This is a genomic window from Chitinophaga sp. OAE865 (assembly GCF_040546735.1).
GTDB classification, from domain to species: domain Bacteria; phylum Bacteroidota; class Bacteroidia; order Chitinophagales; family Chitinophagaceae; genus Chitinophaga; species Chitinophaga polysaccharea_A.
Window position 1 is genome coordinate 7,099,608 of sequence record NZ_JBEPOF010000001.1, and the last position, 16,451, is coordinate 7,116,058.

Annotated in this window: 9 protein-coding genes; 4 read left to right on the forward strand and 5 right to left on the reverse strand. The window is 48.3% G+C overall.

From position 1 onward, the window contains the following. Window positions 1-2: 2 nt before the first annotated feature. Both ABIE50_RS28270 and ABIE50_RS28275 read right to left on the reverse strand, forming a co-directional pair. Window positions 3-1,850, reverse strand: a complete 1,848-nt coding sequence (locus ABIE50_RS28270; protein ID WP_209861768.1) for a glycoside hydrolase family 2 protein — start codon at window positions 1,848-1,850, stop codon at window positions 3-5. Window positions 1,851-1,869: 19 nt separating this feature from the next. Beyond that, complete coding sequence (locus ABIE50_RS28275) at window positions 1,870-2,895, reverse strand: glycoside hydrolase family 43 protein (protein WP_209861770.1); 1,026 nt, start codon at window positions 2,893-2,895, stop codon at window positions 1,870-1,872. A gap of 188 nt (window positions 2,896-3,083) precedes the next feature. Here ABIE50_RS28275 and ABIE50_RS28280 point away from each other — a divergent pair, with 188 nt between their 5' ends. From ABIE50_RS28280 to ABIE50_RS28290, 3 genes are all read left to right on the forward strand, one after another. Next, complete coding sequence (locus tag ABIE50_RS28280) at window positions 3,084-6,251, forward strand: ligand-binding sensor domain-containing protein (protein WP_209861774.1); 3,168 nt, start codon at window positions 3,084-3,086, stop codon at window positions 6,249-6,251. A gap of 18 nt (window positions 6,252-6,269) precedes the next feature. Then, window positions 6,270-7,013: a response regulator transcription factor gene (locus tag ABIE50_RS28285; RefSeq protein WP_354028210.1), complete on the forward strand. Its 744-nt coding sequence runs from the start codon at window positions 6,270-6,272 to the stop codon at window positions 7,011-7,013. A gap of 166 nt (window positions 7,014-7,179) precedes the next feature. Further along, on the forward strand, window positions 7,180-9,420 hold the full coding sequence (locus ABIE50_RS28290) for a cation:proton antiporter domain-containing protein (RefSeq protein ID WP_209861780.1): 2,241 nt from the start codon (window positions 7,180-7,182) through the stop codon (window positions 9,418-9,420). Between the two features lie 209 nt (window positions 9,421-9,629). Here ABIE50_RS28290 and acnA read toward each other — a convergent pair whose 3' ends face one another. The 3 genes from acnA to ABIE50_RS28305 all read right to left on the reverse strand — a co-directional run bounded on the left by acnA (window position 9,630) and on the right by ABIE50_RS28305 (window position 15,633). Continuing rightward, window positions 9,630-12,356: an aconitate hydratase AcnA gene (acnA, locus tag ABIE50_RS28295; protein WP_354028211.1), complete on the reverse strand. Its 2,727-nt coding sequence runs from the start codon at window positions 12,354-12,356 to the stop codon at window positions 9,630-9,632. Window positions 12,357-12,728: 372 nt separating this feature from the next. Beyond that, window positions 12,729-13,745, reverse strand: coding sequence for an MBL fold metallo-hydrolase (locus ABIE50_RS28300; protein ID WP_209861786.1), 1,017 nt, complete (start codon window positions 13,743-13,745; stop codon window positions 12,729-12,731). A gap of 121 nt (window positions 13,746-13,866) precedes the next feature. Further along, window positions 13,867-15,633, reverse strand: coding sequence for a chloride channel protein (locus tag ABIE50_RS28305; protein WP_209861789.1), 1,767 nt, complete (start codon window positions 15,631-15,633; stop codon window positions 13,867-13,869). Between the two features lie 147 nt (window positions 15,634-15,780). On the opposite strand from ABIE50_RS28305, the gene ABIE50_RS28310 reads away from it, so the two are divergent. Further along, the gene (locus tag ABIE50_RS28310) at window positions 15,781-16,449 is read left to right on the forward strand and encodes a Crp/Fnr family transcriptional regulator (RefSeq protein WP_142686486.1); all 669 of its coding nucleotides are present in this window, start codon (window positions 15,781-15,783) and stop codon (window positions 16,447-16,449) included. The last annotated feature ends 2 nt before the right edge of the window (window positions 16,450-16,451 follow it).

A 16,451-nucleotide genomic window follows, 5' to 3' on the forward strand; every position in this document is an offset into this window, starting at 1 on the left:
CGTTATGGTTTTATAGTTACCAAAGCCGGGTTATATAACTTCTGATGAATCACTTTTAATTTTTCTACAGGCATCTTCTGTACTCTCCGGTCGTAGGTCATCAGGCCGTTCGTTTCCACTTCCACATCGGTGGTTTGGGTGTACACTGCGGCAGATAATCCCTGTTTAATGAGCGTTTCCAGGCGATCGGTAAAACCGCTGTACCGTTTAAACAGATCTTCTTCATTTTTGAAGCTCTGGTAGCCCCAGTTATCTTTTTGCTGCCATACGTGGCCATTCACCGGCAAACCGAGCCCGCCGAACTCGCCCAGAACAATAGCGCGTTTATCGCCATAAATAGCCGGATCCGGCATTGCAGGTTCGGGATAGTTATGGAGGTCAATAATATGCCCTACAGGATAGAAATTACCGCCACTGGCTGTATTCACCAGGCGGGACGGATCTTTCTTCATGGTCCATTCCGCAATTTCCACGGTTTTGAATTGTCCCCATGCTTCGTTAAACGGTGTCCATACTACGATAGAAGGATAGTTGTATAATTCGTCGATGATAGCGTTCCATTCTTTCCGGTAATATCCTTCTGATTCAGCAGAGCGTTTCTGATCGGAACCTCGGCCTATAATACCGGGGCGTGGCTCCCAGCCGTTGCCCAGATCACCACTTGGCATATCCTGCCATACCAGCATACCCAGCTGATCACAGTAGTAATACCAGCGTGCAGGCTCTACTTTAATATGTTTCCTGATCATATTAAAGCCCATGGCTTTGGTTTGTGCAATATCAAATTTCAGGGCTTCATCAGTAGGTGCGGTATATAAACCGTCGGGCCACCAGCCCTGATCCAGCGGGCCGTACTGGAATACGAATTTGTTATTCAGCAGCATGCGCTCTATTCCATTGGCATCTTTACCAATAGAAGATTTGCGCATAGCGAAATAGCTTTTCACTTCATCTATCACTTTACCTTTACGTGTAACCGTCAGGGTGAGGTTATAGAGGAAAGGATTTTCGGGCGACCATAATTTAGGCGACGCTATTTTCAGCACGGCGTTATCACCGCTGATCACGCTTTCAGCTACTTTGGTGCCACCATCGTAAGCAACTACTTTCACTTCATCGCCTGCTTTTGCGTTTTCTACATTGGCAGCTACGGTGAGGGTTTGCTGATCAATATCAGGTGTTTGTTTGGTGGATGCGATATAGGTATCTGCTACGGCTTCTACCCATACCGTTTGCCAGATCCCGGTTACAGGCGTATACCAGATCCCTTCCGGACGCTTTACCTGCTTGCCTCTTGGCTGATCGCCATCATCAGTGGGGTCCCATACCTTTACTACGATTTCCTGCTTGCCTTTTTTTACCAGGGAGGTGATATCGAAGGTAAACGGATCGAATCCGCCTTCATGGCTGCCTGCTTCCCTGCCATTTACATATACGGTAGTGCGCCAGTCGGATGCGCCAAAGTGAAGCAGTATTCTTTTTCCCTGCATGCCGGAAGGCAGCGTCAGTGTGGTGTTGTACCACAGCGTGCTATCTTTCCCAACGGTGCGGCCTACGCCCGACAGTGCTGATTCAACCGCAAAGGGTACCAGTATTTTGCCATCCCAGGTTGCAGGTTGATTTTCATCTTTTGCTTTGATGGCGTAATTCCACAAACCGTTCAGATTTTTCCAGTTGCCGCGAACCAGCTGTGGGCGCGGATATTCCGGCAAAGTAGCTGCCGGGGATACCTTTTCGCTCCAGGTAGAAGCGATCCTTCCTCCTACCATTTTCCAATCCTGCTGTTGCGCTATTGCTGTACTGCTCGCCAATCCAAGTGCCAGTGCAAAAAATAGGTACTTCTTTTTCATATATTTTCTTAAAGTGATTTTATTCTCCTGAAGGATCTTTAATCCATGTATTTATTTTCACCGGGTCTCCGAAAAACGGGGTGCCGTCGGCCTTCCAGCTGATCTTTTGTATACGCGGGTTGCGTTGGTTGCCGCAGCCCTGGTTTGGTTTGGAGTTGGCGTGATAGATGATCCAGTCTTCCTTCCCGTCGGGCGACTTGAAAAAACCGTTATGCCCCGGTGCGTAGGCGCCGTTTTCCGGCTTGCTTTTCAATACAGGATCCGGCGATTTGGTCCAGCTTTGCGGCAGCATAGGATCCGCGCCGGGCTTTAATTTCATGATACCGAGTATGTAGTTTTCTGTCCAGCAGCCGCATGCGGAGAAAACAAGAAATACCTCTCCTTTTTTATTCAGAAGGATTTCAGGGCCTTCATTAATACCGTTTTGTTCCCATGGATATTGCGGTGCAGCTATCTCCACTTTTTCAGCGGCCAGCGTCCATGGATCTTTCATAGGAGCAATATAAAGGCGTTGTACCGCATCTTTTCCATTATGCCCGCTCCAGATGAAGTAGTTGCGGCCTTTATAAGGGAAAACGGTACCGTCTATAGCAAAATGCTCCGGGTGAACGGGATCTGCTATCTGCCCTTTATCGGTCCAGCTGCCGGTAGCAGGATCATCCGCGATATTTTCCAATACAAAGGTGTGCTGGGGATGAATACTGTCAGACGATCCGGCGGTATAGTATACGTACCACTTTCCGTTAAGGCGATGCAGTTCAGGCGCCCAGATATCCCTTGCATTGGGGCCTTTTGCCGGCGGCCTCCAGATCACCATTTCGGATGACCGGGCCAGGGCCGACATACTCTTTGTTTTTCTCATTACCAGGCTATGGCCGTTGGTATGCATATAATAATATGCGCCATTGTGCCTTACCACCCAGGGATCAGGGCCGGAGCCCAGTAAAGGATTCTTGAACATGCCGGTGGTATCCGCAGTTGTTGCGCGGCATAATCCACTGATGAACAGACAAAATATCAATGAAAGTAGTTGGCTACCTTTCATAACATGGATTTAGAGATGGCTTATTTAAGCGTATATTTCACGCTTCTCAAAGAAAGACTATCCACCTGATACTTGTTTGCCCATTTATCTCAATTTTTCTCGCTTTTGTATCATTTTGGCTTTTGGCCGGACCAGGGTGGGTTTTAGCGGAAAAACCATTAGTTTTAGGGTTTCCACTAAACGAACACATGCCAATAGTCCGTTATTATATACTGTTCATCCTGCTGCTGGCAAGCGAAGCACTATGCGGGCAGTCGCCCGGCTTTGTGCATTACCAGGTTGAGAACGGCCTGTCGCACAACGCTGTTATCTGCACCTTACAGGATAAGCAGGGTTTTATGTGGTTTGGAACATTATATGGCTTAAACCGCTTCGATGGCTACACTTTCCGCGTGTTCCGGCGAACAGAGCAGCCGGGAAGTATCGGTGGCAATTATGTGCTGTGCCTGTTCGAGGACGATGACGGAATGCTGTATGTGGGATCCGACAAAGGCGTATTTGTGTATAACCCGCGCAATGAGCAGTTTCATGAACTGGACAGGAAAGTACAGGGGGAAGTGCGCTCTATTACAAAAGACCGGCAGGGAAATATCTGGATTGTATCTGCAGGGCGCCCGTTCCGCTACCGGCCTGCCAACGGCAGCTTAACCGAAGTGCCCGGTTTTACCGATGCCACCTCTGTTTGCGTAGATGGCGGGGGACGTGTGTGGCTGGCCTCCGGCGGGGGAAATATGGGCATCTACAATTACAACAAAAATAACTTTACCACTTATTCATTGTTTGCCCATTCCGGTAAACCCAATTCTTACGCCATTCAGAAAATAGTGCCTATGGGCAACGACACTGTATGGGTATGCACAGCAGGACAGGGCTTGAAGTTGTTTAATGCACGGACACGTACCTACGAAGATTTCTTTGCCAGGGATACCACAGGCATAGAATTGTATGCAAGGGATATTATCCGGCGAAACAGTGATGAATACTGGATCGCAACGGAATCCGGCATTTACATCTATCATATTAAAACCGCTAAGGTCATCAACCTGAAAAAAAGTTATGATGATCCTTATTCCGTTTCTGATAATGCCATCTATAATATTTATAAAGATAAAGAAGGGGGTATATGGGTAGGTACTTATTTTGGCGGCGCCAATTATTTCCCCCAGCCGTATACATATTTTGAAAAACTGTTTCCGAAAACCGGTTCATCCTCCCTCAGCGGTAACGCAGTGAGGGAAATACATCCCGATAAATATGGTCATTTATGGATAGGCACAGAAGACGGGGGACTGAATAAATTCACGCCATCAGACGGCAGCTTTTCTGCTATTAAGCCTTTAGCCAAACATGCGCCGGGATTATCACATACCAATCTTCATGGGCTGATGGTTTCAGGAGATTCCCTCTGGATAGGCACTTTTGAGCATGGGCTGGATATCATGGATATCCCCAGCGGGAAATTTATCCGGCACTATGCACCGGGCGACGGCCCCCACCAGCTGCACAGCGGCTTTATTTACAGCATGCTGCGCACAACCGATGATCATGTATTGGTTTGTACCACCTGGGGATTATATGAGTATATCCATGACCGCGATGAATTTGACAGAGTGAAGGAAGTGCCGCATTATATTTTCTATACGGCTGTTTTTGAGGATAGTGAAGGCACTATATGGCTAGGCACAGTACGCGACGGGCTTTATTATTACAACCGCCGCACCGGAAAGAAAGGTCTTTACCTGCACAATGCCAGCGATAGTAACAGCCTGAGCAATAACAGGGTGAACAGGATCTTTGAAGACAGCAAACACCGTTTATGGCTGGCCACAGACGACGGGCTCTGTTTATACAACCGGCAGCGGGATAACTTTACCACGTACAGAACACGGCATGGCTTCCAGAGCAATATGATGTTCTGCATCCTGGAAGATCAGAGCGACCGCCTGTGGGTGACCACTTCCAAAGGACTGGCCTGTTTTACGCCGGCCACGGAAAATGCAGTGGTATATACCAAAGCCAGCGGCCTGTTAAATGACCAGTTTAATTATAATTCTGCTTATAAAGACAGCTGCGGCAATATGTACTTTGGCAGTGTAAAAGGATTGATCCGTTTCAACCCCGAATCGTTTGTACGTAACAGTTACCTGCCCCCCGTATATATCACCGGTTTCCAGGTGTATAATAAAGAAGCATTGGTGGGCGATATACTGGAAAAATCCATCTTTCTTACAGATACCATCGTATTATCGCATGATCAATCCACGTTCAGCATCAACTTTGCTGCACTGAGCTATACTTCTCCTGAAATGACAGCTTATGCTTATAAGATGGAGGGCCTTGACCGCGACTGGACCTACCTGGAAAGCAACCGGAAAACCTTTTTCACGAAGTTGTCGCCCGGCACTTACCGGTTCATGGTAAAGGCAGCTGCCAGCGGCGGCAGCTGGAGCATTACACCGCGTGTGCTTACCATTACCATCCTGCCGCCCTTCTGGGCCAGTTATCAGGCGTATGCTGCGTATGTTATCCTGCTGGTTAGCCTTGCGTATCTTATTATCCGTTATTATCACCAGCGTGCGCAGCAAAAACAAAAAAGGCAGCTGGAGTTGCTGGAGCATGAAAAAGAAAAAGAGTTATACCAGGCAAAAATTGAATTCTTTACGCATCTCGCTCATGAGATCCGCACGCCGCTTACATTAATCAAGGGCCCCATGGAAAAGGTGATCCGGAAGGCGGATGAAGTGCCAATGATCCGTAAAAACCTGCGCATCATGGAACGTAATACCGACCGGTTACTGGAGCTTACCAGCCAGCTGCTCGACTTCCGCAAAACTGAGATCAATGGTTTCAGTCTGAATTTTGTACGCACTGATATTTCTGAGCTGCTGAAAGAAAATCACCTGCGGTTTACGCCGGCTGCGGAGCAGCAGGACATCCGGTTTAAAATAGAATTATCCAGCCTGCACTTTTTTGCCTATGTAGACAGTGAGGCTTTACATAAAATATTAGGCAACCTGATCAACAATGCTATCAGGTATGCTGCTACCAGGGCTTCCATACACCTGATGCCCGTTGGTGAGAACGACGCTACTTTTACCATACTCGTGAAGAACGACGGCTATATTATTCCTGCGGAGATGAAGGAAAAAATATTTGAGCCATTCTTCCGAGCAAAGGCCACTGCAGACAAATCGGGTACCGGCATCGGCCTTTCCTTATCAAGGTCTTTAACGTTGCTGCATAAGGGCACCCTGGAGCTGATACCCACTGATGGAACATTAAATGTTTTTTCACTTACTTTGCCTGTTCACCAGGAAATAGAATTTAACCTGAGCAAATGGAAAGCAAACCACTGATACTGTTAGTTGATGATAATGAAGAAATACTTTTCTTTCATTGCAGACGACCTGGAAGATAAATACAAAGTGATCACTGCCCGCGACGGGCAGGCGGCACTGCTTTTATTGCAGGAACAGCCTTTGCAACTGGTGATCAGTGATGTAATGATGCCTGTAATGGATGGCTTTGAGCTTTGCCGTATTATTAAATCTGATTTTGTATCCAGTCATATTCCTGTGATCCTGCTCACCGCGCGCAATACCATGCAATCAAAAATAGAGGGCCTGGAACTGGGTGCAGATGCATACATTGAAAAGCCCTTCTCCCCTGAATTCCTGCAGGCGCAGATTGCGAGCCTGCTGAGCAATCGTCATAAAATAAAATCCTACTATGCCAGCACGCCACTGGTACACTTACGCAGCATGGCGTATACCAGTGCAGATGAGCAATTCCTGGAGAAGTTGAACGACCTGATTAACCAGCACCTTAATAATATTGACCTCGATGTAGAGCAGCTGGCGGACTTTATGAACATGAGCCGTCCTACTTTTTACCGTAAAATAAAAGCGATATCCGACCTCACCCCACATGAGCTGATCAATATTGCACGGCTGAAGAAAGCAGCATCCCTATTATCAACGGGATCATACAAGATCAATGAAGTGGCGGAACTTTGCGGCTTTGCGTCCCTGACTAATTTTGGAAAGAATTTCCAGAAACAGTTTGGTATACTACCATCGAGGTATGTAGCACAGATACAGGCAGAAAAGGAGCGATAGCCTCTTCCTGTTCCCTTATACCTAACTTAATGTTGCTTCCCCGCAGGAAAAACAATATATTAGCAATAATTCAAAGATCCGGAAACTGGCACCTGACACATATGTGTGCTGATTTTTCAGCGCCATAAAGGTACATCACACGAAACATTAAATCGATTCAAACTGTATGCATCTACCATCATTGATCATTGACCTGGCTTTAATATTAGGAGCGGCGGGAGTTATTACATTACTGTTTAAAAGGCTGAAACAGCCGATGGTGCTGGGGTATATCATCGCGGGATTTATAGTGGGCCCCAATTTTAAATTATTCCCCACTATCGGGGATACGGAAGGCATCAAAACATGGTCCGAGATCGGCGTTATTTTCCTCTTATTTTCGCTGGGCCTGGAATTTAGTTTCAAAAAGCTGATGCGGGTGGGAGGTACTGCCACCATTACCGCATTTGTAGAAATAGCGCTTATCACGGTAGCCGGGTACTTCACCGGGCAGCTGATGGGCTGGGGTTTTATGGACAGCCTGTTCCTTGGCGGCTTGCTGGCCAGTTCTTCCACCACTATCATTATCCGTGCATTTGAGGAATTAGGGGTCAAGAAAAAATCGTTTACCAAAATTGTATTCGGGGTATTGGTGATAGAAGATATTGTGGTGATCCTCATGATGGTGCTGCTTTCCACCATGGCGGTGAGCCGCAAGTTTGAAGGTACGGAGATGTTGTTTACCATTGCCAAACTGATGTTCTTCCTGGCAGTATGGTTCCTGGCCGGAATTTTCCTGTTGCCTACCGCGCTCAAAAAAATAGAGCGTTACATGAATGGTGAAACCTTGCTGATACTGAGTATAGCACTTTGTTTGGGAATGGTGATCCTGGCCACTAAAGTGGGCTTCTCTGCAGAACTGGGCGCCTTTATTATGGGCTCCATTATAGCAGAAACCACCTCTTCAGAAAAAGTAGAACACCTCATTCAACCGGTGAAAGATCTTTTTGGCGCTATCTTTTTTGTATCTGTAGGAATGCTCATCAATCCTGAAATGATCATTGAATACCGGTGGCCGGTATTGTGGATAACGCTGTTAACGATCAGCGGTAAGTTTTTCAGCACGGCGCTGGGCGCACTGTTATCCGGCCAGCCGCTGAAACAGGCCGTACAAGTAGGTATGAGCATGGCGCAGGTAGGTGAGTTTGCGTTTATTATTGCCACGCTGGGTCTTTCCCTGGGTGTAACCAGCGAATTCCTGTTCCCCGTAGCAGTAGGGGTTTCCGCCATTACTACTTTTACCACGCCTTACATGATCAAATTTTCCGTGCCGTTTTATAACTGGCTGGAAAAGATCATTCCCACCCGCTGGATGAATGCCCTGAACCGGTATAGCGCCAGCTCACAAACCTTACAGGCGGAAAGCGACTGGCGCATTGTATTGCGCAGCTACGTGAAAGTGATTGTGCTCAACGCAGTGATTATGCTGGCTATCATCCTGCTGAACACTTATTATATCGGCCCGTTTGTGATCAGGTATGTGAAAAACCTGTTCCTGGCAGAACTGCTAAGCGTGATCATCGGCATCGCCATGATGTCGCCGTTTATCTGGGCGCTGATGGTACAAAAGATCTCCAGCAATTCTTATAAAGCGTTGTGGCTCGACTCCAAATACAATCATGGCCCCCTAGTGGTGGTGGAAGTAGTGCGCAACGTGGTAGCCGTGCTGCTGGTGGGTTTCCTGGTAAACCAGTACTTTCCCTTCTGGCAGGCATTGCTGGGCACCGGCTTTATACTTGCCTGCGTGTTGATAGTACTGCGCTCACAATTACAGAAATATTACAACCGCATAGAAAGCCGTTTTCTTACCAACCTGAATGCCCGTGAAACCGCTGATGCCGCTAATCATAAAGCCACTGCGGCTGATCTGCTTCCATGGGATGCACAGGTGTCGGAAATAGAAATAGATCCATGGTCTACCCTGGTAGACAAGCCGCTGATAGACCTGCAACTACGTGAAAAATACGGCATCAATGTAGGCGCCATCAAAAGAGGGAATGTAACCATCTATGCGCCCACCCGCGATGAAAAACTATTCCCGCATGATATCCTTACCGCTATTGGTACTGAAGCACAGCTGGAGGAATTCAACCGCGTTGTAAACACCCTGAATGTAGAGAGAAGTGATGATGTGGCCGATGAAAATATTGGTCTTACCAGCATCGTGGTGGATGAGCACAATGGCCTCAAAGGGCAAACCATCCGTGGTTCCGGCATCCGGGAAAAAACGCAGGCGCTGGTAGTAGGTATTGCCCGCGGCGGTGAGCGGATACTCAACCCTGCCTCCGAAACAGAGTTCGAATGGGAAGATGTAGTTTGGCTGGTGGGCAACCGCCGGAAGATACTGGAATTTTCACGCGGGAAATGAGCGGATTTTGTCTTGGGACACTGATTACGCTGATTTTGATGATTAGTTTGATGTTATTTTTTTGAATTTTTATAAGATAATTAAGGGAGATAAAAAGCGGGTATATTCGCTCTTATCTCCCTTAACTTTTATTCAAAAAATTAAAATGATATCAGAAAAATCATCAAAATCAGCGTAATCAGTGTTCCAAGACAAAGGCCGAAGGCCTTCTACGCTTTTTCTAGGAACGCTCTCAACACGTATTGCAGGATACCACCATGGCGGTAATATTCAATCTCGATCAGAGAATTCAATTTTGATTTTACTTTAAAGATAATGGGCTCCCCTTCTGCCGGGATAGCCGTTACCGTTAGTACCTCATTGGGAACAAGACCATTGGAGATACCGCTGATAGTATAGGATTCCGTTCCGGTGAGATTCAGGGTGGCTGCATTTTCACCTTCCATATATTGCAGCGGAAGAACACCCATACCCACCAGGTTGCTGCGGTGAATACGCTCATAACTTTCCGCGATCACCGCTTTTACGCCAAGGAGGTTGGTTCCCTTTGCGGCCCAGTCGCGGGAGGAACCGCTGCCATACTCTTTCCCGGCCAATATGATAAGGGGTACCTTTTTAGCAGCGTATTGCTGAGCCGCATCATAAATGGGCAGCACCATGCCGGATGGAATGATGGTGGTAAAACCGCCTTCTTTGGGCGACAACTCATTTTTAATGCGCACATTGGCAAAGGTGCCGCGGATCATCACCTCATGATTTCCTCTTCTGGAGCCATAAGAGTTGAATAACCTCGGATCGATGCCGTGGTCCAGGAGATATTTGCCGGCAGGGGTATCCTGTTTGAATGAGCCTGCAGGAGAAATATGATCGGTAGTCACCGAGTCGCCCAGTTTAAGTAAAACGCGGGCATTCTTTACATCTTCCACCGGAGGTGGAAATTCAGACAACCCTTTAAAAAAGGGCGCCTCGCGGATATAAGTAGAATCGTTGCTCCAGTGATAATTAGTTCCGGAAGGCGCCAGTAACCCCTGCCATTGTTCGTCGCCGTCGAATATCACCTTGTAAATATTTTCAAAGTCTTCCTGTTTTACAGCAGCAGCCACCGCATCATTGATTTCCTGCTGTGTGGGCCAGATATCGCGGAGATACACCGGTTCTCCGTTAGGATCGTAGCCCAGCGGGGCGGTGAGCATATCCACATCAATGCGGCCGGCAATAGCATAGGCCACCACCAACAATGGGGAAGCAAGGAAGTTCATTTTTACCTGCGGATGCACCCTTGCTTCGAAGTTACGGTTGCCGGATAACACGGATGCCACCACCAGGTTGCCTTTGTCTACCGCTTCGGCAATGGCCGGCGGCAGCGGACCACTGTTACCTATACACGAAGTACAGCCATATCCTACAATATGAAACCGCAGCGCTTCCAGTTCAGAAAGTAAGCCTGAGCGTTTAAGGTATTCCGTTACCACTCTTGAGCCTGGAGCAAGACTGGTTTTCACCCAGGGCTTCACGTATAACCCGCGGCTGATGGCTTTTTTCGCTACCAGTCCGGCGCCTATCATTACGCTGGGGTTAGAGGTGTTGGTACAGCTGGTGATAGCGGCAATGGTGATAGCGCCATCACTCAGTACATATTCTTCATTTTTTAGTTTAATGCGTACAGATTTAAGGTAATCCAATTCTACGGCTACCTCTTCCACCTGCTTTTGTATTTCGTAGGTAAAGGAAGTACCGGAGCCCCCTTCCGCCAGCCATGCAGTGTCGCGGCGTTTTCCTTCGGGCGTATACATACGTTTGAACTCCTTGCTGAGCAGGGTTTCAAATTCATTGTGCAGGTCACGCACCAGGATACGGTCCTGTGGCCGCTTGGGGCCTGCCACGGCAGATTGTATCTGCGACAGGTCCACTTCAAGAATATCTGTATAAGTGATTTCTTCGCTGCCATGCCGCCAGAGCATATTCTCCTTGCAATAGGCTTCCACCTGTGCAATATCTGCTTCGGAGCGGTTGGTGCGGTGCATGTATTGCAACGTTTGTGTGTCTATCGGGAAATAGGTAGCAGTGCATCCAAATTCCGGCGACATATTAGAAATTGTAGCCCGATCCGGTACGGAAAGAAAATCCAGCCCATCGCCAAACACTTCCACAAATTTATCCACCACGCCGTATTTGCGCAGCCGCTGGGTGATGGCAAGCACCATATCTGTAGCCGTAACGCCTTCTGTAAGCTGCCCGGTGAGGCGCAGCCCGATCACCTGCGGACAGGTAAAATAAATCGGCTGTCCTAAAATGGCTGCTTCCGCCTCGATACCACCCACGCCCCAGCCAAGTACGCCGATACCATTCACCATAGGCGTATGCGAATCTGTGCCCACCAGCGTATCAGGAAACAGCCAGCCATCACGGTTAATCACGCCTTTGGCGAGATATTCAAGGTTTACCTGGTGGCAGATACCCATACCAGGAGGCACTACCGTAAAATTATCGAAGGCCTGTTGCGCCCATTTCAACAGCTGGTAACGTTCTTTATTACGCTCATATTCATAGGCCACATTTTTCGTATAGGAGTAGTCTGTTCCAAAAAAATCTACCTGCACAGAGTGATCCACTACCAGATCCACCGGGATAGCCGGGTTTATCTTAGCGCCGTCTTTCCCCTTACGGATCACTTCCGCGCGGATGGAAGCAATGTCTACTACCGCAGCTACACCGGTAAAGTCCTGCATCAGCACGCGGGCCGGTTTAAAAGGTATTTCCTTATCTGTTCCCGCCGGATCCCAGTTCACCAGTGTTTCCAGGTGCTCATCAGTAATGGCGAAATTGTCGTGGTTCCGCAATACATTTTCCAGTAAGATCCTTATCGAGAAAGGCAACCGGGAGATTTTTCTTCCGTCCTGTTCCAGTTTGCTGAGAGATGCGATACGTGGCTGCATAATCTGAGTTGTTGACATTTTAGTGAAACAATGATGCTACCATTTTGTTTATTAAAGATACCTTATTATGAACCGTTTATGCGCGTTTCATATTAAAATAACCCCGCTATAGCTATGCATTGCGCAATATTAGCTTTAGTACAGCTACAGCTCAGGATGACTCCGAAAGTGACAATTCCTTCCACGTCCTGCCCGGAAAAGCAGCAGATCTATGAAGATGATAATGCCTGTAAGTTGTTGGTGAATTTTATTAAATGCGATGTGATGGATACCGCACTGCTATGAGGTAAACTGCCGGAAAGCAGCTCACCGGGAGCACCCGTTTATTTCATGCACCCGGTGAAGATATTGTGAAGATGTTGCGGTTCCGGATCAGGCGTTTGCCCACCAGTGTTCCTGCGGATAATGTGCGCCTACAGTTACCGGTTCTCCTATACGGGGAGTGGTTACCAGCAGGCCTCTTTGTGCACCGGCTGCGGTGGCTCTTTCCGGAGAATCGTTCCAGGCATGCATAGCCAGTACAAATTTGCCCCAGTGTACCGGCAGCAGGGCTTTTGCCTGCAGGTCTATAGCCGCCTGCACGGTTTCTTCCGGTTTCATATGGATGAAAGGCCAGTAATCGTTGTATTGTCCACATTCCAGGATCACCAGATCAAAGGGACCAAATTTATCGCCAATGGCTTTGAAATGTGTGTCGTACCCGGAGTCTCCCCCGATAAAAATCTTATACCCGAAAATTTCCAGTACAAAAGAAGACCAGAGACTACCGCCTCTTTTAAGCCCACGGCCGGAAAAATGCCGTGCAGGCGTAGCCGTTAGAACGATCTCTTTTGCTATTTCGCGGGTTTCCCACCAGTCCATCTCCGTGATGTTGTTGCCCGTTGCCAGGCAATGCTGCAGATCGCGGCCCACGCCTAACCCTGTATATATTTGTCTGGTGTGGGGTTTTAATGCTGCCAGTGTTTTTTTATCGAGATGATCATAGTGATTGTGGGTGATGATCATCAGGTCTATTTCCGGCATATCTGCAGGCGTATAGGCATCTGCACCGGGGAATGCCTTTACCATAAATGACATGGGCGATGCGCTGCCGCTGAACACGGGATCTACCAGTATATTAAATCCTTTTACATGGATAAGATAGGAGGAATGGCCAAACCAGATAACCACGGGCTTTTCCGAATACAATGCCCGGAGGTCGGTATGCACGGTAGGCATGGGTCCCGGCGGTCTTGTGTTTGCCGGGCGCCGCAACATTTTACGCAGCATGGTAAAATAGGTAACATTCTCCGGCTTCATAGGCGTAAGGGAGAGGTTCTGGAACGCGCCGTTCCGGAAGTTCTGCGATTGTTGTATTCTTTCTTCGATAGAAGATAATTTCCGCTGCATGTATTAAAGTTAAGAAGCTTTTATACGAAGACGGGCAGCGCAGCGGAATATTTTACCGGGAATAAAAAAAGGCCCGCCCAAAAAAAGGGCAGACCCGTATTTCAACCGTTATGTTAGCAGGTTAAGATCTTGCCAGCAGGCGTTTACCCCTTGCCATTAATCGCAGCAGGCGGGTATTACCATAAAAAGCAGAATGATATTTTTCAGCTGCCTTACGGCGTTCGCTGTACGTTTTCAGCACCGCATCTGCGGTCACAATACCATTTAATTTCTTTTCCGGGCCAAGCACAGCCAGGATATCCGGCGGATAGTTGTCGAAAAGCTCAGTTACCAGGCTGATATTATCAGCAGGGTACAGGTAAGGAGCAGATGGCTCCAGGTGTTCCCTGAGCGGTGTAGTACCGGCGGCCGATAACTGTTGCCTGTTAATATATCCTTTGAAGTGCCCCTCCGTATCCGTTACCGGCAGGAAGCGGTAGTTGTAGGCGGCGTTGCTTTGCAGCTGCTGGTAAGCCTGCGCCAGGGTAAAGTTTTCCTGCAGCATAACAACAGGCTTAACGGTTACGGCTGCCACATTGATCAGCTGCATCATATCCGGCATATACTCTTCGGGGGTGGCTACGCCTCTGCGGCGGATCTTTTCGGTCATGATACTGCCTTTCATCAGGAAGAACGACACGAAATAAGCGGCTGTGCAGGCGCCGATGAGCGGCAGGAGACCATGCGTTTGCCCGGTGGTTTCCAGTGAAAACACGATAGCAGTGAGCAATGCCCGGGAGGCGCCGGCAAACATGGCGGCCATACCTATGAGCGCCGCTGTAGCGATATTGATACCACTGCCGGGAAATATCTGCAAAACCGCTACGCCCAGCAATGCACCGAAAGCGCCGCCGATAGTGAACAGGGGCGCCAGTGTTCCGCCGGAAGTACCGCTGCCAAGGGAGATCACCCAGGAAGAATATTTAAGCACACATAACGATACCAGCAGTGCCATTGGCGCAGTACCGGTAAGCAACGTTTTAATATTATCATAGCCAACGCCCATGGTATGCGGGGCAAAGTAGCCGATCACACCTACGGCAACGGCGCCCAGCGCCGGCCACCACATCCAGTGGATGGGCAGTTTCTCGAACAGGTCTTCCACGAAATAAACGGACTTCGATACATAAGCGGCCACCACACCTACTATAGCACCCATCAGCACATAGGTGACCAGGGCGATATCAGTAACGGCAGGAATATCCGGCATGGCAAAAACCGGGTTGCTGTCGAACAGCAGGATATGCATACCGGCGCCGGTGATACAACCAATGGCCACAGGTATCACCGAACGGGGAGAGAATTCAAACAACAGCAGCTCGATGGCCAGCAGAATAGCTGCCAGCGGGCTACCGAATATAGCCGCCATACCGGCGCAGGCGCCGGCTGCCAGCAATACCTTCCTTTCTGAGGAAGAGATATGGATCACCTGCCCGGTGAAGGAGCCGATAGCTCCACCCGTTGCGATAATGGGGCCTTCCGCACCAAAGGGGCCACCCGTGCCGATGGAGATAGCGGCCGAGATAGGCTTTAGTAAGGTGATTACAGGCGGGATCTTGCTTTCGTTGTCAATAATGTTTTCCATGGCTTCGGGGATACCATGGCCACGGATCGCTTTGCTGCCGAAACGGGCCATCACGCCTACCAGCAGGCTACCGATGATAGGGACTGCAATAACCAGGATGCCCAGCTGGTTTCCCGCCGGCCCTGCTTCTTCAAATGAAAATTTACCGTAAAACGAGAGGTTGGTAATGAGACTGATAAGCAACACCAGTGCTTTTGCCACTACGCCGATGGCCAGCGCGTTGATACATGCCTGGAGACTGAGGTAAAATACTCTCCGTGACATGTTCCCGGCAAATTTTTGCTCTTTTTTATGATTCATACTATATAAAGTGACAATAATTTCTTCTTTTCAATTGCAAAAATATGATCTAAATCATATTAAAACCTATTTTTTCTTCCGAAAACCCAAAAAAACACTAGTATTGCAATCATGAAAAAAGCCGGAAACTGCGATTTAAAGACGTGTTTTTTATGCCAGCACAGTATTCCAGAATGGATTGCGGCAGTATCGGATCACAGGCAACATCTTTTTTTTAAGAAAAATGAAACCATTTTCCAGGAAGGCAGCCCGGTGAAAGGGATCTTTTTTTTGTATGATGGAAAAGTGAAGGTGCATAAACAATGGGGGCCGGACAAAGAGCTCATTGTCCGTTTTGCGCAACAGGGCGATATCCTGGGGCATCGTGGCCTGGGTAGTGGGGAGCGCCTGTACACTGTTTCGGCTACCGCTGTGGAAGACACCACGGTATGTTATACGGAGCTGGCATTCTTTGAAGCGTCGTTGAAAGTAAATCCAAACCTGTCGCTGAAGCTGATGCAATTTTATGCAGATGAATTGCAGGAAGCGGAAAGGAAAATGCGCAACCTGGTGCACATGGATGTAAAAAGCAGGCTGGCAGATGCTTTGCTGGAACTTAGCCGCTTGCACAAAGCCCTTCATTTCACTATCAGCAGACAGGACCTGGCCTCTTTTTCAGGCACTACCTATGAAACGATTTACCGCAACTTGCAGGAATTTATCGCGGAGAAACTGATCACCGTAGAAGGCCGTGCCATTACCATATTAAGCGAGAAGAAGCTGCGCAAATACATCGCCTGATG

Bases quoted from the DNA above. Each gene is read 5' to 3' on its own strand.
- ABIE50_RS28285 (WP_354028210.1), top strand. From the start codon at position 6,270: ATGAAGAAATACTTTTCTTTCATTGCAGACGACCTGGAAGATAAATAC.
- acnA (WP_354028211.1), bottom strand. From the start codon at position 12,356: ATGCAGCCACGTATCGCATCTCTCAGCAAACTGGAACAGGACGGAAGA.
- ABIE50_RS28310 (WP_142686486.1), top strand. From the start codon at position 15,781: ATGAAAAAAGCCGGAAACTGCGATTTAAAGACGTGTTTTTTATGCCAG.
- ABIE50_RS28280 (WP_209861774.1), top strand. From the start codon at position 3,084: ATGCCAATAGTCCGTTATTATATACTGTTCATCCTGCTGCTGGCAAGC.
- ABIE50_RS28305 (WP_209861789.1), bottom strand. From the start codon at position 15,633: ATGTCACGGAGAGTATTTTACCTCAGTCTCCAGGCATGTATCAACGCG.
- ABIE50_RS28290 (WP_209861780.1), top strand. From the start codon at position 7,180: ATGCATCTACCATCATTGATCATTGACCTGGCTTTAATATTAGGAGCG.
- ABIE50_RS28300 (WP_209861786.1), bottom strand. From the start codon at position 13,745: ATGCAGCGGAAATTATCTTCTATCGAAGAAAGAATACAACAATCGCAG.
- ABIE50_RS28275 (WP_209861770.1), bottom strand. From the start codon at position 2,895: ATGAAAGGTAGCCAACTACTTTCATTGATATTTTGTCTGTTCATCAGT.
- ABIE50_RS28270 (WP_209861768.1), bottom strand. From the start codon at position 1,850: ATGAAAAAGAAGTACCTATTTTTTGCACTGGCACTTGGATTGGCGAGC.